The sequence below is a fragment of the Sulfitobacter sp. M39 genome (assembly GCF_021735935.1).
Classification (GTDB): Bacteria; Pseudomonadota; Alphaproteobacteria; order Rhodobacterales; family Rhodobacteraceae; genus Sulfitobacter.
In genome coordinates this window covers 39,906-62,456 of sequence record NZ_WMDZ01000004.1, presented here as the reverse complement: position 1 = coordinate 62,456, position 22,551 = coordinate 39,906, and the positions used below count along the sequence as shown (strand labels likewise).

19 protein-coding genes are annotated in these 22,551 nt (G+C 54.2%); 11 read left to right on the top strand and 8 right to left on the bottom strand.

The window, feature by feature from the left end; genetic code table 11:
• The 4 genes from GLP43_RS16295 to GLP43_RS16280 all read right to left on the bottom strand — a co-directional run.
• Positions 1-508 (bottom strand): NAD-dependent epimerase/dehydratase family protein (locus GLP43_RS16295; RefSeq protein ID WP_237280177.1); only part of this gene is annotated, 508 nt, incomplete at its 3' end.
• Positions 508-1,554 (bottom strand): polysaccharide biosynthesis protein, encoded by a 1,047-nt coding sequence (locus GLP43_RS16290; protein ID WP_237280176.1) that lies wholly within the window; start codon positions 1,552-1,554, stop codon positions 508-510. The genes GLP43_RS16295 and GLP43_RS16290, both read right to left, overlap by 1 nt.
• Positions 1,555-1,793: 239 nt before the next feature.
• Entirely contained in the window at positions 1,794-3,506 is a 1,713-nt protein-coding gene (locus tag GLP43_RS16285; RefSeq protein WP_237280175.1) for a bifunctional sulfate adenylyltransferase/adenylylsulfate kinase, read from the bottom strand.
• A gap of 314 nt (positions 3,507-3,820) precedes the next feature.
• Positions 3,821-5,707, bottom strand: coding sequence for a nucleoside-diphosphate sugar epimerase/dehydratase (locus tag GLP43_RS16280; RefSeq protein ID WP_443069488.1), 1,887 nt, complete (start codon positions 5,705-5,707; stop codon positions 3,821-3,823).
• Positions 5,708-7,325: 1,618 nt separating this feature from the next.
• Here GLP43_RS16280 and repA point away from each other — a divergent pair.
• From repA to GLP43_RS16230, 10 genes are all read left to right on the top strand, one after another.
• Positions 7,326-8,471: a plasmid partitioning protein RepA gene (gene repA / locus GLP43_RS16275; RefSeq protein ID WP_237280173.1), complete on the top strand. Its 1,146-nt coding sequence runs from the start codon at positions 7,326-7,328 to the stop codon at positions 8,469-8,471.
• The gene (locus tag GLP43_RS16270) at positions 8,461-9,384 is read left to right on the top strand and encodes a ParB/RepB/Spo0J family partition protein (protein WP_237280172.1); all 924 of its coding nucleotides are present in this window, start codon (positions 8,461-8,463) and stop codon (positions 9,382-9,384) included. Before repA ends, GLP43_RS16270 begins: the two co-directional genes overlap by 11 nt.
• A gap of 234 nt (positions 9,385-9,618) precedes the next feature.
• Complete coding sequence (locus GLP43_RS16265) at positions 9,619-10,722, top strand: helix-turn-helix domain-containing protein (protein WP_237280171.1); 1,104 nt, start codon at positions 9,619-9,621, stop codon at positions 10,720-10,722.
• A 691-nt stretch (positions 10,723-11,413) separates the two neighbouring features.
• Positions 11,414-12,028: a hypothetical protein gene (locus tag GLP43_RS16260; protein ID WP_237280170.1), complete on the top strand. Its 615-nt coding sequence runs from the start codon at positions 11,414-11,416 to the stop codon at positions 12,026-12,028.
• Positions 12,029-12,485: 457 nt separating this feature from the next.
• On the top strand, positions 12,486-12,914 hold the full coding sequence (locus tag GLP43_RS16255) for a hypothetical protein (RefSeq protein ID WP_237280169.1): 429 nt from the start codon (positions 12,486-12,488) through the stop codon (positions 12,912-12,914).
• Between the two features lies 1 nt (position 12,915).
• Positions 12,916-13,149, top strand: coding sequence for a hypothetical protein (locus GLP43_RS16250; RefSeq protein WP_237280168.1), 234 nt, complete (start codon positions 12,916-12,918; stop codon positions 13,147-13,149).
• On the top strand, positions 13,143-14,531 hold the full coding sequence (locus tag GLP43_RS16245; RefSeq protein ID WP_237280167.1) for a site-specific integrase: 1,389 nt from the start codon (positions 13,143-13,145) through the stop codon (positions 14,529-14,531). The genes GLP43_RS16250 and GLP43_RS16245 overlap by 7 nt, the downstream gene beginning before the upstream one ends.
• 367 nt (positions 14,532-14,898) lie before the next feature.
• Entirely contained in the window at positions 14,899-15,504 is a 606-nt protein-coding gene (locus tag GLP43_RS16240; RefSeq protein ID WP_237280166.1) for a DNA-binding protein, read from the top strand.
• A gap of 254 nt (positions 15,505-15,758) precedes the next feature.
• On the top strand, positions 15,759-16,166 hold the full coding sequence (locus GLP43_RS16235; RefSeq protein WP_237280165.1) for a hypothetical protein: 408 nt from the start codon (positions 15,759-15,761) through the stop codon (positions 16,164-16,166).
• 115 nt (positions 16,167-16,281) lie between these two features.
• Positions 16,282-17,073 (top strand): hypothetical protein, encoded by a 792-nt coding sequence (locus tag GLP43_RS16230; protein ID WP_237280164.1) that lies wholly within the window; start codon positions 16,282-16,284, stop codon positions 17,071-17,073.
• A gap of 6 nt (positions 17,074-17,079) precedes the next feature.
• Here GLP43_RS16230 and GLP43_RS16225 read toward each other — a convergent pair whose 3' ends face one another.
• Positions 17,080-17,757: an SOS response-associated peptidase gene (locus tag GLP43_RS16225; protein ID WP_237280163.1), complete on the bottom strand. Its 678-nt coding sequence runs from the start codon at positions 17,755-17,757 to the stop codon at positions 17,080-17,082.
• 156 nt (positions 17,758-17,913) lie between these two features.
• Here GLP43_RS16225 and GLP43_RS16220 point away from each other — a divergent pair, with 156 nt between their 5' ends.
• A complete protein-coding gene (locus GLP43_RS16220; protein WP_237280162.1) occupies positions 17,914-19,530 on the top strand; it encodes a BCCT family transporter in 1,617 nt (538 codons plus the stop codon).
• 42 nt (positions 19,531-19,572) lie between these two features.
• On the opposite strand, the gene GLP43_RS16215 is transcribed toward GLP43_RS16220, so the two are convergent.
• Genes GLP43_RS16215 through GLP43_RS16205 form a run of 3 tightly spaced genes read right to left on the bottom strand, consistent with a single transcriptional unit; the run spans position 19,573 to position 22,548 of the window.
• A complete protein-coding gene (locus GLP43_RS16215) occupies positions 19,573-20,886 on the bottom strand; it encodes a TRAP transporter large permease (protein WP_005854381.1) in 1,314 nt (437 codons plus the stop codon).
• Positions 20,887-20,901: 15 nt separating this feature from the next.
• Positions 20,902-21,423, bottom strand: a complete 522-nt coding sequence (locus GLP43_RS16210) for a TRAP transporter small permease (protein ID WP_237280161.1) — start codon at positions 21,421-21,423, stop codon at positions 20,902-20,904.
• 39 nt (positions 21,424-21,462) lie between these two features.
• Positions 21,463-22,548, bottom strand: coding sequence for a C4-dicarboxylate TRAP transporter substrate-binding protein (locus GLP43_RS16205; protein WP_009827162.1), 1,086 nt, complete (start codon positions 22,546-22,548; stop codon positions 21,463-21,465).
• Positions 22,549-22,551 lie beyond the last annotated feature (3 nt).

Genomic DNA, 22,551 nt, shown 5'->3' with positions numbered 1-22,551 from the left:
GGTTGATTACCGGTGTCTCTCCCTTGATGACCGCTTCAATGAACGTTGCTGTGACATTATTATAGTTAGGCCGCGCACATTCACCGAAGATATGTGGAAGGACCATATTGGTGTATTTGCCACCAACTTGCGATAACACCTCGCCGGCAATGCGTTTAGATCTCCCATATGGTGTTTCATTCACGGCGTGTGTTGAATTCGCATAGACAATTTGGGGTGTAGCTCTGACAGCTTTACACGCCTCAGCTAATCGCATCGCGATTGCGGGGTTCGCAGTTTCCACCTCATTATCGGGAGCACGATTTACCCCCGCAAAGTGAAGCACAGCTTGAGCTCCGTTAAGCGCCAAATTTAGGGCTGCATCGTCGTCAAATGCAGTATGGTCTAGCGCAACGATATCGTATGGCTTTGGTTCGCCTTTGAAGTCGGCCGCACAGTTAGCGGCATGCAATCGAGCATGCGCATGCCAGCCGATTAAACCACGGGCCCCAGTGACAACAATACGCATCAACGTGCTCCGTTCCAGCTGTCCAATTCGGCCTGTATTTCGGGAAGGGTGAGAAGAAGTTCTTTTACCCCGTCGACATCAAGCTGTTGCGTATTGTGAGAATGATAGTCTTCTAGTTTCTTTGTTTCAGCTTCGCCTTCTGAAAAATACGGTTTGTAGTTGAGATCTCGCGTATCCAGAATGATCCGGTAATAGTCGCCCATATCCTCCGAGCTACCAAGCTCTTGCGCACTTGCAAGCGTTTCGTAAAGCTTTTCAGCGTGACGCCAACCGATCACCTCAACCGGGTGATTGGGGACATTAAACAACTCAGTCAAGGCGGCTACTAGGTCAGCGATGGTGGACGCAGGGGCTTTCTTAATGAAGAGGTCGCCCTGATTAGCATGTTGAAAGGCATGATGAACCAGAGCGACACTGTATCGTAGCGGCATCAAGAACCTTGTCATAGTTGGCTCTGTCACTGTAATCGGATTTCCAGCTTTTATCTGCCGTAGGAAAAGCGGAATAGCAGACCCCCGTGAGTACATCACATTGCCATACCGTACGCATGAAATGATCGTATTGCCTTTTGGACCCAAAGTTCGAGCAGCTGCTTGCGCCGTTTTTTCCATCAATGCTTTCGTCATACCCATGGCGTTCACAGGCAACACCGCTTTATCAGTCGACAGGCAAACCAGACTTTGAACTTTTTCTGCAATTGCTGATCGGATCACGTTTTCAGAGCCGATTACATTGGTAAGAACTGCTTCATGCGGAAAAAATTCGCAACTTGGCACTTGCTTCAAGGCCGCAGCATGAAAAATAGCATCGACGCCCTGCACGGCTCGATCAACCGCCCCACGATCTCGAATGTCTCCAATATAATACCGAACTCGATCGTCCCGCAGGTCGTTCCGCAGCGCATCTTGTTTCTCTTCGTCACGACTTAAAATCCGGACCTCCTCAACCCCATCCGCCAAAAGGTCGCGTAGCATAGTTTTGCCGAAGGAACCTGTCCCTCCGGTAATCAGTACGCGATTGGGCTTTTGCCGTAACGGGGTGTTCATAGCAGATACCTTTATAAAAATTGGATGATCAGATCCATCTGATGATAATTGAAGATCCCTAAGCGAATTGGCGACGTCAGTTGCACTGTGAAGTTTACATAAGCCAATACTGGACGCCATTTCCCAGCCTTGGGAATAATGCCAACTATAAGTTTAAATAATACTCTATTCGTTCGCATTTTCGCGTGGTCGGTATCCCGAGCGATAGAAGTGTGTTAACTATGTTTGCGAGCTAAACGTTACCCCTTAATCAGCCCCATGCTTTCCAGCTTGAGCAGCACCTGATGGGCGCAATTGTCGACGTCGACATTCTCTGTTTCAACGCGCAGTTCCGGGGTTTCTGGAACGTCATAGGGATCTGAAATCCCTGTGAATTCCTTGATCTTGCCTTCACGGGCCAGCTTGTACAGACCCTTGCGGTCGCGGCGTTCGCATTCCTCGATGGAGGTGGCGACATGCACCTCGACGAAGGCGCCAAAGCTTTCCACGTCTTCGCGCACGGCGCGGCGGGTGGTGGCGTAGGGCGCAATCGGCGCGCAGATGGCGATGCCGCCGTTCTTGGTGATCTCGGAGGCGACATAGCCGATGCGGCGGATGTTCAGATCGCGGTGCTCTTTGCTAAAGCCCAATTCCGACGACAGATTCTTGCGAACGATGTCCCCATCCAGCAGCGTGACGGGACGGCCGCCCATCTCCATCAGTTTAACCATCAAAGCATTGGCGATTGTCGATTTCCCCGAGCCTGAGAAACCGGTGAAGAAGACGGTAAAGCCCTGCTTGTTGCGCGGCGGCTTGGTGCGGCGCAGCTCTTCAACCACCTCGGGGAAGGAGAACCATTCGGGGATTTCCAGCCCTTCCTGCAGACGGCGACGCAACTCGGTGCCCGAGATGTTGAGGATGGTGATGTCATCCTTGTCTTCGATCTCGTCAATCGCTTCGTATTGTGCGCGCTCGGCGACCCAAACCATATGTTTGAAGTCGACCATTTCGATGCCCATTTCTTGCTCATGGGCGCGGAACAGATCCTGCGCGTCATAGGGGCCATAGAAATCCTCACCGGCAGAGTTCTTGCCGGGGCCCGCGTGGTCGCGGCCCACGATGAAATGGGTGCAGCCGTGGTTCTTGCGGATCAGACCGTGCCAGACGGCCTCGCGGGGGCCGGCCATGCGCATGGCGAGGTTCAGCAGGCTCATCGCGGTGGTGGCGGCGGGGTATTTGTTCAGCACGGCCTCGTAGCAGCGCACGCGGGTAAAGTGGTCCACATCGCCGGGCTTGGTCAGGCCGACAACGGGGTGGATCAGCAGGTTCGCCTGCGCTTCACGCGCGGCGCGGAAGGTCAGTTCCTGGTGCGCGCGGTGCAGGGGGTTGCGGGTCTGGAAGGCCACGACCTTGCGCCAGCCCATCTTGCGGAAATAGGCGCGCAGCTCGTTCGGCGTGTCGCGACGCGCCTTGAAATCATAGTGGACGGGCTGCTGGATGCCAGTCACAGGGCCGCCCAGATAGACGTTGCCCGCGGTGTTGTGCAGATAGTTCACCGCCGGATGCGCGCTGTCGTCCGCGCCAAAGACTTTCTCTGCTTCGCGGGCCTTGTTCGGGACCCAGCGGTCGGTGACGGTCATAACCGCCAAAATCACGCCTTCCTGATCGCGCAGCGCAATGTCCTGCCCGATCTCGAGCCCTTCGGCAAACTTTTCGGACACATCAAGGTTGATCGGCATCGGCCACAGCGACCCATCCGCCAGACGCATGTTTTCGACAACACCGTCATAGTCTTCTTCGGTCAAGAAACCCTTAAGAGGGTTGAAGCCACCGTTCATCAGCAGCTCTAGATCGCAGATCTGGCGCGGCGTCAGGTCATGGCTGACCAGATCGCCAGCTTCCACCTTCAGCTTCTGCGCCGAGTCGTAAGAGACATAGAGTTCAGGGATCGGAGCAAGGTTGGGCGTTTGCATGGGCGTCTCGCAGTATTCTTTTGAAAAATTACATTTTGGTGGTTCGGAGTGAAGATTAGTGTTGCGGCTCCCAGATATGTCAAAGCCTTAGGGTACGACAGGAAGCTTATTTACATTACTAGGGCAGCAATCAACCCCATAAATATCGCGTTTTTAGTTTGGTGAGTTCAGTGCTATTCAAAAAATACAATCGAATAAATACGTCTAAGGCTAGAAAATAATTAAATATGCAAAGGGCCAAGTGGTACTTGGAACGCCATACAGAAAGCATGATTGAAATTATCGTCCAAACTAACCGAATTGAAAATATTACATTAGCCTCCTATGGTGCGAGGACTTCCCTCTTGCACGTGATAGCCCTCAACCTTCAAGGCAATCAATCTTCGAAGCCGGCCAGTATCAGTATCTATAATTGATTTATTCAGTTCTCGCACCATTGCAGCCACTTCAATTTGGCTCAGCATTCCCTCCTGCGCTCGGAGGATCTTCGCATGGGGTGTCGGCAACAAGCTGTCGTCGTCGATCAGCAGCTCTTCGTATAATTTCTCACCCGGCCGCAAACCAGTCACCTTAATCTCGATATCTCCCTCCCCCGTCTCCGAATCCTTAACCTTCCGACCAGAGAGCGTTATCATCCGCTTGGCGATGTCGATGATCTTCTGTGGCTCCCCCATGTCTAGCACGAACACATCGCTACCTCTAGCATAGGCACCAGCCAGCAAAACCAGACGCGCGGCCTCTGGGATCGTCATAAAGAAACGCGTGACATCCTTATGGGTCACCGTGACCGGCCCCCCGCGAGCGATCTGTTTTTGGAACAGCGGCAGGACAGACCCGGACGACCCAAGTACGTTTCCGAAGCGCACCATGGCAAACTTGGTACTAGCATTACGTGTCTGGACATCCTGCACCACCAGTTCGGCCATCCGTTTGGTGGCTCCCATGATATTTGTCGGCCGTACGGCTTTGTCGGTGGAGACCAGAATGAAGCGCTCCAGCTTCGCCTCGGCGGCGGCTTCCGCAACGACTTGGGTGCCGAGCACATTGTTACGTGCGCCTTCTAGCTCGTTTTCCTCGACGAGGGGCACGTGTTTATAGGCCGCGGCGTGGAGGACAATCTCGACCCCCTCCTCAGCAATCACCCCAGCGACGCGCGCCTTGTTGGTGACCGACCCAAGACGGCTGACAATAGGAATCCCCGTGGCTTTCGCCTCGGGCTGCAACTCCTGATCAATCGAGTACAGCTGGAACTCACCTTGCTCGAACAAGACAATCCGCGCCGGGTTACAGTTCAGAAGCTGCCGACACAGCTCGGACCCAATCGAGCCCCCTGCCCCGGTCACCATCACAACGCGACCGGCATATGTCTTTGCAATTTCTGGCGTATCAAGATCGACCTTATCGCGGCCCAAAAGCTGATCCGGTGCGACCGTGCGCAGGCTATCAGCCAGTCCTTTGCCAGACATCAGGTCCACATAGGACGGCAGCACCTGCACCTCGACTTCATAGACGCTGAGCTTAGAGATCAACTCGTCCCTACGCTTCTTGGCCATCGATGGTACGGCCAGCAGAATTTGTTCGATATCGCGCGCTTTGACCAGCTTCCCTAGTTTAGAAGGATCATGAACAGGCAGCCCTGCGACCATGAGACCGTGTAGGTTTGGGTTGTCGTCGATGAAGAACACAGGCCGCGCTTCGCTGGCCTGCCTCAGGGCGGCGGCCAATTGGATACCCGCGGCCCCTGCCCCGTAAATCGCGACGGGTTTGCGGTTACCGCCGCGCTCTGACAGCCAACGCAGCAGGTTCAGCCCCACCACGCGCGCCGCGACAGCGAAGATGCAGAAGAACAGCCCCAAAAGAAGCGGTACGGACCGCGGCGCCGACAGCTTCAACCAATAACTGAGCATCACTGCACTGAAGGCGATCAATAGCGACGCTACGCCGATATTTGACATGGAATGGGTATCAAAAGCGTTAAGCTTGATGCGGTGGAGCCGCAGTGCCCAGATGATACCAACACCCCACATCGAAATTACGGGGAACAGCACCCAACTCTCCGAGATCGGCATCCAGGGCGTGCCCGTCCCGTACCGGAAAGCAAAGGCGCAATAGAGAGCAAGAGGGACGAGCATGCTGTCGACGGCCAAAAAAATGGCCCGCTTTTTCGCCCTCGAAAGGTCGTGAATACTGTTCATGTGCATGGCGATAGTTTTCTATGAATATAAAAAGTCTTTGTAATGTGCAGAGGTTACCAATTTATGGGCGTTTCACGAAGGTATTTTTGCGAATTAGCAGCCGGCAGGTCAAGGTCTGGGCCCTTGCCTTGTTGTGGCCGCAAGATATTGGCTATTCCCCCCCCCACGAAGCTATATACAGAGACACGCGAAAAGGGAATAAGACAGATGCTGCTGGTAAGAACGCGCCGAAGTGCCCCGATGAGAAGATTGTCCATCCCGGCATCATAGGGAAGATTCGTAGAAATGGCCTGGATGATCAACAGATCGTCATACTGCTGATCATTTTTATGGTCGCACGGCGAACATAATCCATAAATCCATGTAATGATTTTACATTATAAATTGTCAGCTGACAATTTCACAGTTTGTCAGAGCCGTCAGCATAGCTTGCGGTGAAAACACCCCATCGCTCGACATCTATGTCAGCCGGCGAAGGGCTGCGGATGGCCTTGGCTTTGTCAAGCATACGTAAAATAGTAACCGCTTCTGCCTCGCCTGTAGAACGTTTGCATTGATACTGCTCAGCAGTCGATCCTGAGAATAAGTCCGATTTTGTGTTGCATCAATCTATTGACTGCCCGAGCATCAGTAAACCTTGGCTTGCCGAAGTGCGTGCGTTTAGCATCGATCCATGGTGATTTCGCTTCAATCCTCAATACTTCACCAGTTGTATAGGTCGTAAAACATAAGTGAACACTGACGTAAGATTGCTGTACCAGAAGGTTTTATAGTCTCGTTCTTGAATTAGGTTCGACGCCGGCGTAACGTGGCCGTATGGATCACACATACCACCACAACCTGAGCTCCCGAATATCCGACTGATTACTAGTTCGGTATCTGGGAGTGCCTCGGTGGGACACGGGATTTATAAACCCTTTTAACAGCAGATTACTGTGTCGTCGGCGGTTCAATTCCGCCCATTCCTACCAATACCCATGTGTGAAATTTTGCACCTGTTGCGCTGCAGCCCAACGTATATTTTGGTCAACGCCAACTTCCCGTCGGATTCGATTGGGCCATTCCTGATCAGTGTTGGGCTCCGACTGTGCGGATTACGATAACTAGTGATGGCGGCAAACATTGTCGTCAGAATCTCGCTTCGTTTTTACAACCACCACCAGATCAGTTCGGCTATCATGTTTGGCGGAGGGGACGAGATCCCTAAGGCTTCCCGTCTTTGGCTAAATAGATACGGTGCTTTAACGTCGACCCCGAAAGCAAAAGAGTTGCCAGCCGTCATCGGAAAGAACTCTTTTAGAGCCTGCAAAGGGTACTCGGCTCGCTCGACAGATATCCAAAGGAATCGGACATTCAAGAAGAGTGCCGATTTAAATATGTACATAAAATACATCTTGTGTTTACTTCTGCGTGCGCAACAAACTGTTGAATTCTTGCGAGATCATAAATAATAAGTCGCTGATATCTAACCGTTTACTGCTGTTACGAACACTCGGCCTCAACGCTCTCAGGCCGCTCAACAGTTTACCCTAGATTAATCCGCCATATCTGTTAATGTTCCTCAAACAATAAAGACTTGAGGGCATCAATGAGCGGGATTCGAGCTTCCCAGAGATTTGAAGTCATGTCCAAGCGACTGGGTAACCGGTTGCATGAACATGCGCAGGAAACCTTCCCACCGGACGCCCAGAAGGGCCTCCGCCGCTTCGCTATGCGGGAAGCAGCGGAGCTGCTTCGCATTAATCAGAACACCTTTCGCCATCATGTGGCAAACCTCGAAGGCTTTCCCGAAGGGATTTTAGAGGGTGGCAATCGCCGTAGCTTCTCCGCAGAGGAGATGGTCGAGGCACAACGCGTGCTTCTTGAGACCGGAAGGATCAAACCAGAAGAGCATCCGCACAGAAAAACGGGAGAAGCTTGTCAGGTTTTAACGATCTTCAACCTAAAGGGTGGCTCCGCCAAGACATCATCTGTTGCTCACATCGGGCAACTATTGGGACTGCGAGGGTACCGGGTCTTGTTGATCGACCTTGATAGCCAAGCTAGCCTGACGAATCTGTTCGGTGTTACGCCCGAGCTTGATCCGGATATGCCAACGTCATACGATCTGATCAAATCCGATGATCCGCTTCCCGCGGCAGAAATCATTCGCAAAACGAACTTCCCGACTGTCGACCTGATCCCGGCATCCATGGACATCATGGAGTACGAGTTCGAGGTCGCACTGAGCTTCAGAGAAGGCACCACTACGTTCCATAGCCGCATCAGGGATGCACTTGAGCCAGTCTTGAGCCAATATGATGTGGTACTGTTTGATACCCCACCGCAGCTGAACTTCTCGGTGATCTCGGCTCTTTTTGCATCGACTGGGGTACTGATCCCGCTGAACGCCTCTATGCTTGACGTCATGTCGCTTGCGAGCTTTTTGGCGATGGCGAGTAACTTGATGGGCGTAGTCGAGACGCATGCCCCCGAACACGGGCTGAACTTCGTAAGACTTCTCATTACACGCTACGAAAATACCGATGGGCCGCAGGTTCAAATTTCGTCTCTGCTTCGGACAGTGCTTGGAGATGCGGTGCTATCTGCTGAGTTCCTCAAATCAACTGCCGTGGGTGACGCTGCAAATACTCAACAGAGCATATTTGAGGTAGAACCTCGCGACGTGAACCGCCGAACATACGAGCGCGCGACCGAATCCGTGTCTCGCGTGACAGATGAGGTCGAACGAGAAATCCTCAAGGCATGGGGGCGTAGTGATGGCACGTAAAGTCTTCGGAAATTCCCTAAAGAATGCTATGGATGAAGCGACGCCTTCGGAAGAAAATTTGGATACAAGCCGCACGAGCCCGACCGTAGCTCGCGCACAAGCATCCATTCTTGAAGAAGATAAACACGCCACACGGCTGATAGACCCGAACGCCATACAGATGTCCGCGGTCATGGATCGCATCGATCCCAGCGATGGGCTGGATGATCTTGTCTCGTCGATCCGTGAGCACGGTCAAAAAGTTCCAGTTTTGGTTCGCAGAACCTCGAATGGACCCCTTGAGATTGTCTATGGTCGCCGCAGGCTTCTCGCCTGCCGCGAACTTAGTCAGAAGGTGCGCGCAACGGTCATGCAGATGACCGACGAGGAAGCACTCATTGCCCAAGGTGTAGAAAACAATGCCCGGCAAGATCCATCGTTCATCGAAAGGGCTCTATTTGTAGCCGGCATCATTCGGGAGCTTGGGAAGACAGACGAGGCACGTAAGAACGCTCAGACCGTAGCGTATCGGGCACTTCAGATAGATGAATCGCTTGTCTCACGGATGAACCGTATCGCGACAGGCATTCCTTCTGAATTGATTCAGGCTATTGGACCTGCGCACGGCGTTGGTCGACGGGTCTGGGAAAAACTCTTTCGGTTGTGTGAGAAAGACGGCGCAAGAGCTCGCGAAATTGCCACCAAAATCCCCCGCGACTTACCAGGCCCCGATCGTCTAGAAGCAGCGGTTACTTTGCTAACGGCCACCAAGCCATCGGCTCCCTCGGCGCACCCCGACGAGCGCGTGAAGGTCGGGCGAAGGGGTAACCGTATCACTATCGACGCTGACGCAGATCTTGCCCCACGTGTGGAGGAGGCTGTGCGCAAGTTGATAATTGAGCTTCTTGACCGCGGTCAAGATGGGCCAGAGTAACAACCCCTCGTCTTGACCGCGGTCAAGACGTCAAAAAACCACGAGCAGCAAACGAAAGGAGGACCGGCTAGAAAAAGAAAGACCCCCCGAAAGCGATACTTCCGAAGGGCCTCAATTAGTCTCGACACCTAATTGATACCTCCTAATCGAATCGATTTCAACACCGCTGGCGGTGAACGGGGAAGCTTTTTCTTCCGAAACACCATGAAACATCGAAACAAAGCACGAACCGCCTTGGCGGAACTGACAGACTTGCCCTACCCTAACCCATACGAACTGTTAGGCCCGGTTCGCATTTTGAGAAAACAGCTCGGCCTTACGACCAACGACCTAGCCGTGTTGACCGCCCTCATTAGCTTCCTTCCCCGTGAGAAACGTAGAGGTCTGGATAGCCAGCACATTGCACTTACCGTCGTCTTCCCATCGAACGCTTCGTTGTCGGAGCGGGCCAATGGTCTTGACGAAAGAACACTTCGTCGCAGCCTTGGGCGCCTCTCAGCGGCTGAACTAATTGAGCGAAAGAGTTCTGCAAATGGGAAACGCTTCCCGCTACGATATGGAGGTGTGATTAAGGACGCCTTCGGCATCGACCTTAAGCCCTTGATCCAACGATACGACACTCTCTCAATGCAAGCGTCACAGCTTACCGAAGAACTCGAGCATCTACGGTCACTGAAGACCGAAGCATTAGCACTCCGTGCGTCTCTCCTTCGGCAGACAGGCCTCGATGAAGTAAAACTCTCTACCTTACAGATGTTTAGAAATATACTGCGTCGAGCGACGTTGACCGTGGACGCAGTTCTAAGCATTATCTCGGAGCTCCGAGCTATGGGCGCCGCCACTGAGGCCTGCTACGGTGAGAAGCACACCGTAGCAAATGCTAGCGCAGACGAAAGTCTACAAGCTGTCGAACAGCAGTCAGGTACACTGGATCCGGGCGGACTGACCGCCACAAACGGACAAAATGTCCGGCACATAGAGTCTACAAAAAAAGATATTAATAAGATTGCTATTAAAGCAACGGGACAAGATAAACAAACGTCGCAAACTCAGGCCAAGATGAACCGTGACCCAGAGAAAATGGCTTGGGAAGACTTCACCCATGTAGCAGGGCTTTTCCCAGTCCCTCCTCACTCAGGGGAAACCCTTAATCGCATCCTGTATGACCTCGGTAAACTGCTTAGAGTGGGACAAGATAGATTGAAACGTAGCATCCAAATGGCGGGCGCAGGCAAACTGCTTCTAGTTTTCGACTACTTGCTAGCCCGCTCAGGCACGATCAAGCACCCCGATGCCTATTTTGAAAAAGTGCTATGCGCACAACTTGACCGCATATGAGTTTCTTGACCGCGGTCAAGAAACTCCACGGCGTTAGACGGCATGTCAGTTTAAGGTGACCGAAGGTGATTGCTATGGTGGGTCGCTACCGGGATGGATCATAGAGAAGATCCGGTCACCACTCTCCAGGCTAAGTTCTGTTGAATACCAAGGCATACGTAAGATCGAAGTTCTTATGATCCATTCTACCTTGCTGCACATATAGGAAAAGAAGTAGCTTACACTAAAATGTCTTAGGGCTTTTGTATCTTTACGAGATAATTTTTACAGGGGCGTACTGCCCGCTGCAGATGTTGAAGGAGCATCCCAAATTTGGATGCGACGTCCCTGCCCCTTATAGGAACTACTATCCGATAAGGAATAACGGTAGAGTACCTAATAGCTTCCCCCATTAACTCTTGGTGGTGTATTTCGGTAGTCCAAGTGCACTTGAAATGCTGCGAACGAGATATACCAGTGAAACATGGGTTCTGCTCCCGTGCCCATAGGATGGACCGCGGTCTAGCTGGGTAAAGGCATTATTTAATTCCAAGGTCCGACGGTGGGGCGATAAAAGCCCTCGACTCCAACATTGACGAATGAGCCCTTTCAAATCCCGAAAATTTAAATCTCAGTTTAATCCTGCAGAGATAATTTGACCGAGCATTCAAGAACAGAATGCAGTTTCAAATTTCTCATACAAGGAAATACCATGACCAACGACTTCAATATCTCGCCAAAAACAACCCATATTGAGTTACCGAAAACCCTCGTGCTTGTCCTCCCTGGCGGTATGTTCGGATCAGCAGAATCCCAATTGGGGCGTAAGGCGCGCGAATATCGCAACGCAGTTGCTGAGGAAATACTATCACACGACGGGCACTTTGCGGTGATCGATGGCTTTCTATCGGATGAAATCCAAAGCGGGTTTGACGACGTAATCGAGAAGGGGCTGTCCAATGCTATTCTCGCTGCCGAGCGCATGGGGTATCCGAATTCGATTTCAGCAGTTCGTATGTATGGTTGCGACACGGGCGAGGTAGCTTATGATGGCTGGCAGGAAAATCGTTCATATTGCCTGGATGAATATTTCGATGGGCCAGATGACGCAGCGGAGTTCTTGAGTAGGCATCTCAAAACTTCCGAGATCACGGTAACTGGTGCTTGGGCAACACTAGATGACAGCTCCGGTTGCGTGAACGGGGTTGCACAAACTCTTAGATCCCTTATGCCACACACCCAGGTGCGGATTAGCGAGACAGCGATCTTCGAAGAATACGCAGATGGAGAGCTCGACCGAACAACAGTCTTCAATACTTTGACATGACACTGGCCAATTTCCACGCCCTAAATGGTTGATGATCATACGCCGTACAGGGCATTAAAAAACTATCTGACAAAGTCCAGCAAATGCGGTGTTAGCATTGGTGGACTTTACTCAACTATCAAATCTCTTGTACCTGGCGTCTTCCTTTATGCACCTATGGGTTGAATTTAAATTGTTCCGCCTTAGTAAACGGAACTCGAAAACGCGGAAATTTAGTGAGCATCGGTGTAATCACGTAGCGCAAACTTGCGTGATTATAGCCTTCGGCTGGTTCAGATTTATGTTCCTCCATCGCTGACGTGCCAGGTCTTGTACTGCACTGCTCTGTTAGTGCGACATCTACAAAACCCGTCTTATCCTCGTTGGAGCCAGCCACACACTTGGGACGATGCCACTGGTAGCTTTTTACTTTGTGTTAATGGGTCGTGACAATCTCCTACCAAGAGGGGGAGTTAATATGACCCAGGCTAATGATCTCAATAAATCACCATTTAAAAAGCTAAAGCTTGAAACGGCAAAACTAATCTTGGCAGGTTTTCGGCGACCGGTATACGCGGGCGTTTTGCAGCGTCATCCAAAACAAGCGACCTATGCATGCGACTTGCTGCTGGATGCCATAGGAAGAAAAATCCAAGTCAAAGTCGCAGGTGATTTGTCGAAGAGTTGCATGTGCTGTTGTGCCGCGATTCATGGAGTACCCTATTTGAACTCACCGCTGACGCTGGATCTGATCCAGGAATCATCAGCTTCGTTCCCGAGGTATTTAGTAGGGGAGATTGCACTAACCCCAGCAAGGCTTCGGCTCACTCTTTTGCCGTTCCTCGGAAAATCTGATGACCGGACTTGGGTCTGTGTTCTTGAGCATTGGACGGACAAGGCATGCTGATATGAGTGCAGATACCTTTCTAAATTCATCGATCTTAAAGGGGCGCGCGTCGTCGCTTAGTGCTTGGGGCTTTGGTCTTCGTATTAACAATCCTCACCCGACGACCAAGGGTGAACACTATGTGCAGAATGCCAATCATATAATTGCGGAAGGCATTTCAGAGAAGTCGGCCTCAAATGCTAAGGCTCTGGCGAAAGTTGGTCAAAGTGCCGCGAAGGCAGCGCTGACATGGTGACTGGCTTTCCGATGAAAAGCCAAAAAGATGCAGCCGCTGCCATAGCGGTGCGGAACCCAACGCCTTCGGAGCGCTTGTTGTCCAATAGTTTGATCGCATACGCATTTGCGCAAGAAGCGAACCGCTTGTACGCTCCCGAAGACCTCATTGCTTCCGGTACGTGGCAGAAATATGAAGTGCGCGCTGCAGCTCTTGCTAAAAAAAGCCCGCGCGACAATCCGTATGAGGCCTTCCTTAGAATCGATAGGGCAGGGGGGTGGGAGACCGTTAACACCCGTCAAGCCCACAGATCTGCCTTGGTACGCCTAGCTGCGCAGTCGGTAATCGAAGGTGCTCCCAGATTCTGGAAACACTATATCTCGCAAAAACCAACAGAAAAGGCGACACTCCAACTCAACGAATTGCTTCGCAAAAGCGTCGATAGTGCGTTGGTTGCCAGATTTGTGGCCGCGCAACGCCCGCTTAATAAGACTGAATTTGATAGTTTTCGGAGCGCGGTGGCATTTCTTGTGGCCCAACCCCCGGACCCATCACATCAAGCGCTAAGAAAATATAAATTCGATCGATCGGCTAAATTCAGAAGAAAGCCCAACGCCCAAATTGCGTCGTTGCGTGCGCTCAATCAGCATCAGGATCGTAAACGCAAATCGGACCCGACCTATTGTTGGCTGGACACTTACTGGCGGTTTGTGCTGGCTGATGACAACACTGGCGATTTGCAGCGGGCAATGATTGCGACATTGATTTTGACAGGCAGCCGGCCGGTCGAATTTTCATGCCGTTTTGGCATTGAGGTTTCGCTAGCGGATGTTGATGCGGAAAAAAGGCTTACGTTTAAAATTCACGGAGCAAAAACGGCCACGAAAAAGGAGCTATCGGTAGAAGCGAAGGGGCAGGCAATACGCCAGATCACCTTGGGCTGTCACAGTCCTGAAGCGCATTGGCTACACCGCCACATTTCGCGGTCCGGTGAAAACAATTTAGTGTTGCGTCAAGCGGGGGCTCCGTATTCATCATCTGGAAAGGTGCTATCGATAGCCGAACAGGAACGGCTATTGACCAATAGTCTTGGGAAACGCATCAAGAAAATTGCTAGTCGCGCGTTCCCTCGTCTCAAGCATAACGTTACACCATATGTTTTTAGGCATGCATTCGCCGACGCTTTGAGGACGGAAGGGCGATTTGATGAACAAGTGAGAGCTGCGGCCCTAGGACAGCAAAGCACGCGTACGCTAGGGCATTACGGTGGGTCAAACCGGCGGAAGAAAACACAGTCGGTACGATCCCGACAGATTGTATGTATTGAAGCTAGCAGCCCCGTCCGAGAGTATTCCCGAAGCTTCCCAAACGATGATGAAACGAATTCTCGCCCAAGGTTGTAAACTGTAACGGCCAAATTAAGCCGTCAGTGCCCAACATTTTTCCGGGTCCGCCTTAGGGCACAACATTCTCTCGGATAAATGCAAACCATATTCAGCGCATCGCTCCAGAGTCCACGGCTGCCTATGGGCATGTTGGGTTTGTCTAAAATTGGGAGCAATGCGCTCTGTAAATTAGCTAATGCAATACTCTCCGCCTGGTCCAGCAGGCTATGAAAGCCGGGTTCTCAGCTATTGCAAAGAGAAGGCTGCTTCGCCTAAGGATATGACGGAAATCGCCTAGATAGATCCCATATGTAACATATTGTAATGTGAGTAACGTTACAATGTGTTACAATTTATAATGATAGACAGTTAAGGGCAGGAAGAAATGGCAATTAACCAACAGCGGGTTTTCCAAGCGGCTGAACAATTGATCGAGCAGGGCACTGAGCCGACCAATAGGAACATTCGGGAAGTGCTTGGTGGTGGGTCACTTGAAACCATCACACCGTTACTCCGAGAATGGAAATTGCTCCAAGAGCAATCGGCAGACATACCAAACAGCGTTAACGTGGCCATGGATCATACTTTGAAGCGAGTATGGATCGAAGCAAAAGATCATGCAAAGCGTACCTTCGTTGGGGAACGAATGCTGTTGGAAAAACAGATATCAAAGCTAGAGGATGAGCTTCGACTGGCTGATGAAGCCAAGGAAAAGACGGATGCGGATATCGCCAAGCTTCAGGAAACAATCAAAGCCGGTGAGGCCGCAGCTGAATTAGCGAAATCACAATCGGCGGAGCGTATTGCTGACCTGAAAAGTGCTCTTTCTGAGACGAAGGAAGAAGCGAAAGAGGCAAGAACAAGTGAACGGGATTTGAACAAACAATTGGTAGCATTGACGAAAGAGGCTTCGGAGCTGAGGGTTCTTGCCGATAAGGCGCAGGCAGATGCAGACCATGCCAATGCCAAGCTGAGGAGCGGCGCAAAGTAGGCGAACCCTCGCCAGATGGGTCTTGTTCGCGGCCACAGCTGGCAGGAATGCCCAAAGATAAAAGTATCTATCTCCACCTCTGCGTAAAAATCCCCCAGGTCCGTTAAAACTCACCGGAACCAATCCCCGCAGCGCGTGTTAACTCTTCGGAAATAATGATCACGATATCAATGCTTTACCGGTCTCTTCAGCACTGGTGAAGCTTCCCATTAACCATAGCTAAAGGTGTGAGTATGCAGACCAGGAATGACGCGATGAGTGAGCTTTGGCGGGTGCTGAGCGGGACGCAGGCGGCTTATGAAACGGCGCTGGATGACCTTGACGATGGCGCGGGTAAGGATTTGGTGAACGAGATCACCGCCATGCGTAAGGAGAATATCGCTCAGGTCGAGAAATACCTCTCGGACGCAGGCATCGATACGAGCGCGCTGGAAGAGCCAGAGCGGGTTTACTCCGCGCTGGATTGGACCTCGGCCGGGATCGAGGGGCCTGATGGGGTCGAGGCGCAGGTGCGCAAATACGAGGCGGATGTGCTGGACGCCTACGACCGCGCGATCGAGCCCTATGCCGCAGGGGATGCGGAACTGCTGTTCCTGACGCAGCAATATGAGGCGCTGAGCGAAAAGCTGGGTGGGCTGACGCCTGACCGCGCGGCGGCGTGATTTTGTTGAGCAGGTCAACAACCTGCGCAATTTGAAACAACTTGTGGCAGCCTGATGCGGATCGGGCTGCCATTCCCTATGGGGCCGCCCGGCCTGATGATGGAGGAGCATGGCAATGATATCAGCGATCGTTGGCATCTGTTTATTGCTGGTGGTGACGACGGATGTTGTCATGTCGACGCTTGGGGTGGGGGCCAATGGCCCGCTCGCGCCACGGGTGGCACGGGGGACGTTTTGCCTTGTCCGATGTTTGCCAAAACAGAATTGGGTGCATCGTGTCTGCGGACCGCTTGTGGTGGTCAGCATCGGGGCGGCTTGGATTATCTTGATGTGCCTCAGCTGGACGCTGATCCTGTCGGGGCAGGCGGGGTCGGTGGTTTCGCAAAGCTCGGGCGCGCCGGCGGGTGTGCTGGAGAAAGCGATCTATGCCGGGCATTTGCTATCGACATTGGGCGGCGGCACTTATGAGAGCAGCGGCGCGCTGTGGGGGGTGGTGGCGACGTTGATCGGCGTGTCGGGGATGGTGGTGCTGACCTTATCCGTCTCTTTCGTTTACTCCACGACCCAAGCAGTCTCCACCGGACGGGCCATTCTGGCGCTATCCGATGTACACCCACCCGGCACGACGCAGTTCAGCCAGATCCTGGTGCCACAACTCGCCACGCTGGTCGCGCAGATCAAGGCCATTCCCTATGCGCTCTATTTCAGTACCGTGCGCGAAGAACGGCGTCTGCCGCAGAAGCTGGCGCAGCTGAGAGAGCATCCGGAGATGTCGGCGCAGGATCGGCGCAACCTCGACATTCTGCTGCGCGAGCTGCCGGGGTTGGAGCATGTGCCGCAGGATCAGTTCGACGAGACATTCGAGGAGTGGGCCAAGGGCTACACCCTGCGCCCCGAAGAGGGGTAAGCGGGCCTATAGCCCGCCGTGGTCGGATTTCAGATCTTCGCCCTGCTGGTGGATCACCATTTTCTCAGCGGGATAGGGTCTAACAAGGCGGAATGCGTCCTCTGCCGGTCCGGTCAGCCAAGCCTCGTAGTCCTCAGGGGCCAGGATCGCGGGCATCCGGTCGGGGTGGGTGTCCTTCACCAGTTCATTCGGCGTGGTCGTGATCATCGAGGAGGTGGTGAGCTCGCGATACGCTGTCCCGTAGTTGCCCGCAAAGCTGCGCCAGATCCCGGCGAGGGCGAAGGGCGGGCGCGGGGTGTCGCCGGTCACGCCAAACCAGACATAGGTCGCCGGGTTGCGCCCCTTCGCCTCGCAAAAGCTGGAGGCGGGGATCAGGCAGCGGCGTTCAGTAAAGCTGGCTTTCCAGAAGGGCGAGCTGCGCAGCTTATCGTCCCGCGCGTTGTTCACCGCCTTGGGCTGGATCGGCTTGCCAGTTTTCTTGGAGGTTTGCGGCAGCACGAACCCCCAGTGCGTGTTGCACAACACGCGGTTGCCATCGTCATCCAGCGCCACGATGGGCGCCGTGCCCTTGGGAAAGATCGCTGTCAGTGGCTGCGCATTGCCCAGCTGGTCTTTTTCGGGGCGCACTTTGAACAGTTGCCGCATGAGGGTCGGGGCGAGGGTATTAGCGTAGAGGTTGCACATTTTCGGCGCTCCGTTTCCGGCTGTGAGGGGCTCAGGCGTTCTACCCATACCACAAATTATGCAGGACATTCCCGTACGGCGATCTAGTTCAACCTTAGGGACACGCAAGTTTACGCGCATTAGAGACGAACAATAAGCCATAGGAATGGAGAGAGCATGACCGACCCCACGTCAGATAACGGCGAGATAGAGACTGATTTCGAGGTCGGTCAGGACAATATCGACGGCAGCCTTGGCCCCATAGGCTTTGACATTCACAACCCTGTCTTCGTGATCTCGGGGATCACCTCGGTGGTTTTTGTGCTGCTGACGATGATCTTTCCTGATCAAGCGGGGGCTGTCTTCCTCGCGGTGCGTGATTTCGCCACCACCAAGCTCGACTGGATGTTCATGATTATCGTGAATTTCTTTGTGATCTTCTGCATCGTGCTGATTTTTCTGCCGATGTCCAAGGTGCGTTTAGGGGGCGAGGATGCGGTGCCGGAGTATTCCTACCCGGCGTGGTTCGCGATGCTTTTCGCCGCCGGTATGGGGATCGGGCTGCTGTTCTTTGGCGTGCTGGAACCTGTCTATCACATGAACGTCTCGGGCCCGCTTGGGGTGCCGTCGCCCATTGCCGCTGACGGGTCGATCATTGCCGAGAATGTAGAGGCTGCCCGTGCCATGGGGCTGGCCGCGACCTTCTATCACTGGGGGCTGCACGGTTGGGCGGTATATGCAATCATGGCGCTGGCCTTGGCGTTGTTTACCTATAACAAGGGTCTGCCGTTTTCGATCCGGTCCTGTTTCTATCCGATCCTTGGTGAAAGGGTTTGGGGTTGGTCCGGCCATATCATCGATATTCTGGCAGTCTTTGCGACGCTGTTCGGCTTGGCCACATCGCTGGGTCTTGGGGCGCAGCAGGCGAATGCGGGCTTTAACTTTGCCTTCGGGCTCGAGATTTCGACCAATGTGCAGGTGATCATCATCGTTCTGGTGACGGCTGTCGCACTTGTCTCGGTCTGGCGCGGGTTGGACGGCGGGGTAAAGGTGCTGTCCGAGCTCAATATGGGCGTCGCGATCCTGTTCTTCCTCTTCGTGCTTTTCGCAGGGCCGACGCTGATCGGCCTCAGCGGTTTCTGGACCGGCCTGATCGCCTACACGCAAGAGCTGATCCCACTGTCGAACCCCTTTGGGCGAACAGATGATGCCTACCGCGAGGGGTGGACGGCGTTTTACTGGGCCTGGTGGGTCTCCTGGGCGCCTTTCGTTGGCATGTTTATCGCGCGCGTCTCTAAAGGGCGCACGGTGCGGGAGTTCATCGTCTGCGTCTTGCTGATCCCGTCGCTGATCATCTTTGTCTGGATGGGCGTCTTTGGCGGGATCGCCATCGACCAGATCCTGACCTCCCCCGAGACTTCGCTGGTCAAGGCAAACGTCATCGACAGCTATTCGCCCGAACTCAGCCTCTTTGGCATGTTGAACGAGCTGCCGTTTACCAAGACCGCATCGACCATCGCGATCGTGCTGGCGCTCGTGTTCTTTGTGACGTCCTCGGATTCCGGCTCGCTGGTGGTGGATACGATCACCGCAGGCGGCAAGATCGACGCGCCGGTGCCGCAGCGGATCTTCTGGTGTGTGGTCGAAGGGCTGATCGCCATCGTGCTGCTGATCGGCGGCGGCTTGTCGGCGCTGCAAGCAGGGGTCACGGCCACTGGTGTGCCGTTCAGCATCCTGATGCTGGTGATGTGCTACACGATCTACAAGGGTCTGCGTAGCGAACCGCGGGGGTGAGAACGTAAACCGGCGCGTCTGTAGGGGCGCGCCGGTGAAGCCTTAAGATCCCATCCAGTTCGGCAGGATGGTGGTGATGATCGGGAAAGCAAAGAGGATCATGATCGTAATGACCTCCAGCAGGACAAACCACAGCGCACCGCGAAAGATCTGGGGCAGGGGTGTTTCGCGATCAATACCGGCGATGACATAGCAGTTCAGCCCGACCGGCGGCGTGATGAGCCCGATCTCGCACATCTTGACGGCGAGAATGCCGAACCAGATCGGATCAAAGCCGAGCGATTGTATCGTGGGGAACATGATCGGGATGGTGATGACCATCATCGAGAATGCATCGAGGAACATCCCCAGAGGCACAAAGACCAGAAGCAGCATCGCCACGATGAAATACGGCGGCAGACCAGAGCCGACGACCGCCTCGGCCAATTGGTTGGGCACCTGAATCAGCGTCAGGAAATAGCTGAAGACGGCGGCGCCGATCATGGTGAAGAGGATCATGACGGTGGTGTCTATGGTCGACCGGAAGCTTGCCACGATACGGCCCAGCATACCGGGCCAGCTGGGGCGGTGCATCAGCAGCATGATCAAGGCGACAAAAGCACCGACGGCGCCCGCCTCTGTCGGGGTGACGAGGCCCAGATAGATGCCGCCCATCACGACGATAAACAGGACCATGACCTGCCACGCCTTGCCCGTTTCGCGCACGGCCTCGCCCCAGCTGGCGCGTGGGGTGACCGCATGGCGCATATCGCCGCGACGGGCGATGAAGTAGATCCCGACCATGAACATGATCGCGGTCAGCAACCCCGGCAGGAACCCCGCGACAAGCATCTTGCCAGCCGAGGTTTCGGTCAGCGCGGCATAGAATATCAGAAGGACGCTTGGCGGGATCAGCACACCCAGCACGCCACCAGCCGCGACTGCGCCGGCCGAAAGGCTGCCTTGATAGCCCGCCTTCTTCATTTCTGGGATCGCGACGGAGCCCACGGTGGCGGCAGTGGCGACGCTTGACCCCGACGTGGCCGCAAAGCCTGCGCTGGTCAGGATCGCTGCCATCGCCAAGCCACCGGGCAAATGCCCGACCCAGCGGCTGGCAACGTCAAACAGCTTTTTACCCACCTGCGCATGATGCGCGAAACTGCCCATCAGGATGAACAGCGGGATGATCGTCAGCGTGTAGACGGCGGTGGTGGAGTATGAGATCGACTTGAGCCGCGTCATCAGAAACGCGAAATCTTCGACCAAGACGATACCGACGGCGCCGGACAGCGCCAGCGCGGCAAATACCGGCGCGCCGAATGCCATCAGCAGAATGATCAGCGCGACGGCGATATAGGGGGCAAAGGACGGATCCATCGGGGCTTCCTGACGTCAGTGAAGATCGGGCGACGCCTGCTTTGTCTCAGCAGGCTCCCCGAAGAGAAAAAGTTGAAGGGATTGGATTGCCATTTGGATGCAGGCGAACCACAGGCCCGCGGCCAAGCTGGCCTTTGTCCACCAGATCGGGATCTTGACGTAACCCCAGCGGAATTCCCGGATAGAGACGGAATAGACCGCCTCATGCGTGGCGGGGATCGCCAGCATCAGCAATGCCAGCGCACCGACCGCCCAGGCCAGCGCGACGACACGGGCGCGGGCGGCGGGGGAGAGCTTCTCTGTCAGGACGGTCACGCGGATATGCGCATCGTCCCGTTGGGCCCATCCCGCGCCAAGAAAGACGACCATCACCAGCGCCAGTTCGGTAAATTCAAAAACGCCGGTGATCGGGCTCCCCGTGAGGGCACGCACCAAAACGTCAAGCGTGGTGCCAAACACAAGGAATGCGAGAAACAACATGGCGACCGCACCAAGTGCATCGGACACGATTTTCAGTAAACTGTTGATCGTTTGCATGATTTAATCCTTCGCTAAAATGCGATCGCCCCCAGCCGATTACGATGCTTGGCTGATCTCGTAAGGGCGTTTCAGCGTTGCTTCGGCGTCGTACTTCTTGATCGCGGCATCGATCAAGGACTGCATTTCTGCGCCATCGATACCTGCGGGTTTCGCGGTATCCTCAAGCCAGGAATTCACCTGCGCGGGCTGGACCAGATCCTTGGCCATGGCCTTTTGCTCGTCAGAAACGGTGCTCAGCGTGACGCCTTCGGCTTCAGCGGTTTTGACATAGGTGGCAAGCACATCTTCGTAGATCGCGCTGAACTGGCCGCCATAGATGTCATCGACAATCTCGTCCGAGATCTTGCGCACGTCGTCGGGAAGCCCGTCATACACCCGCTTGTTCATGATGGTTGCAGCAGGGGCGTGGGGGCCGTCGCCAATATCGTAGAACTGCGGCGCGATTTCATGCAGCTTATAGGCGATCGCGGTCACGAAATCGAACCCGTAGACACCGTCGAGAATGCCACGCTCCAGCGCTTGATACACTTCGGGGGCGGCCATGGCGACGGCCGTACCGCCAAGCGCTTCGACCACATCGGCAGAGACACCGTAGGCACGGATGCGTTTGCCTTTGATATCTTCCAGCGAGGTGATCGGGTCGCGTAGGATCAGCGGCGCGTAGTTCCAGTTGGTCCAGTAGAGCACTTTGGAGCGGTGACGATCTTCCCATTCCGCGCGCAGCGGGTCGAATTGGTCGTAAACATCGCGGCAGACCTTTTGAAGCGCGTCGGCGCGGTTCATGCGGAAATACCATTCCAACCCGCGGGTCACGGGCAGTTCGGACTGGTAGTAGCCGGGCGAGATCAAGGTCATCTCGGATGTACCGTCGCGCACGGCGCCCAGATGTTCGCCCACCTTGTTGAGCGAACCGGACCAGTAGCGGCGGATGGAAACTTCGCCTTCGGTGCGTTTTTCCAGCTCGTCCAGATACCAGCGGTCGATCCACGACGGGCCTGCGGAATCCGACACGTAGCTGTCGAACTTCAGCGATGTTGCGGCCAGCGCAAGCGAGGGGGCGGCCAGCGTAAAGACGCCCGATGCGGCGGCGGCACCGGTTTTTAGGAATGTTCTGCGTTTCATGTT

What these genes read in the sequence shown, in the direction of transcription:
- GLP43_RS16290 (WP_237280176.1), bottom strand. Translation starts at nt 1,554, where the DNA reads ATGAACACCCCGTTACGGCAAAAGCCCAATCGCGTACTGATTACCGGA.
- GLP43_RS16285 (WP_237280175.1), bottom strand. Translation starts at nt 3,506, where the DNA reads ATGCAAACGCCCAACCTTGCTCCGATCCCTGAACTCTATGTCTCTTAC.
- GLP43_RS16280 (WP_443069488.1), bottom strand. Translation starts at nt 5,707, where the DNA reads ATGCACATGAACAGTATTCACGACCTTTCGAGGGCGAAAAAGCGGGCC.
- repA (WP_237280173.1), top strand. Translation starts at nt 7,326, where the DNA reads ATGTCCAAGCGACTGGGTAACCGGTTGCATGAACATGCGCAGGAAACC.
- GLP43_RS16270 (WP_237280172.1), top strand. Translation starts at nt 8,461, where the DNA reads ATGGCACGTAAAGTCTTCGGAAATTCCCTAAAGAATGCTATGGATGAA.
- GLP43_RS16260 (WP_237280170.1), top strand. Translation starts at nt 11,414, where the DNA reads ATGACCAACGACTTCAATATCTCGCCAAAAACAACCCATATTGAGTTA.
- GLP43_RS16255 (WP_237280169.1), top strand. Translation starts at nt 12,486, where the DNA reads ATGACCCAGGCTAATGATCTCAATAAATCACCATTTAAAAAGCTAAAG.
- GLP43_RS16250 (WP_237280168.1), top strand. Translation starts at nt 12,916, where the DNA reads ATGAGTGCAGATACCTTTCTAAATTCATCGATCTTAAAGGGGCGCGCG.
- GLP43_RS16245 (WP_237280167.1), top strand. Translation starts at nt 13,143, where the DNA reads ATGGTGACTGGCTTTCCGATGAAAAGCCAAAAAGATGCAGCCGCTGCC.
- GLP43_RS16240 (WP_237280166.1), top strand. Translation starts at nt 14,899, where the DNA reads ATGGCAATTAACCAACAGCGGGTTTTCCAAGCGGCTGAACAATTGATC.
- GLP43_RS16235 (WP_237280165.1), top strand. Translation starts at nt 15,759, where the DNA reads ATGAGTGAGCTTTGGCGGGTGCTGAGCGGGACGCAGGCGGCTTATGAA.
- GLP43_RS16230 (WP_237280164.1), top strand. Translation starts at nt 16,282, where the DNA reads ATGATATCAGCGATCGTTGGCATCTGTTTATTGCTGGTGGTGACGACG.
- GLP43_RS16225 (WP_237280163.1), bottom strand. Translation starts at nt 17,757, where the DNA reads ATGTGCAACCTCTACGCTAATACCCTCGCCCCGACCCTCATGCGGCAA.
- GLP43_RS16220 (WP_237280162.1), top strand. Translation starts at nt 17,914, where the DNA reads ATGACCGACCCCACGTCAGATAACGGCGAGATAGAGACTGATTTCGAG.
- GLP43_RS16215 (WP_005854381.1), bottom strand. Translation starts at nt 20,886, where the DNA reads ATGGATCCGTCCTTTGCCCCCTATATCGCCGTCGCGCTGATCATTCTG.
- GLP43_RS16210 (WP_237280161.1), bottom strand. Translation starts at nt 21,423, where the DNA reads ATGCAAACGATCAACAGTTTACTGAAAATCGTGTCCGATGCACTTGGT.
- GLP43_RS16205 (WP_009827162.1), bottom strand. Translation starts at nt 22,548, where the DNA reads ATGAAACGCAGAACATTCCTAAAAACCGGTGCCGCCGCCGCATCGGGC.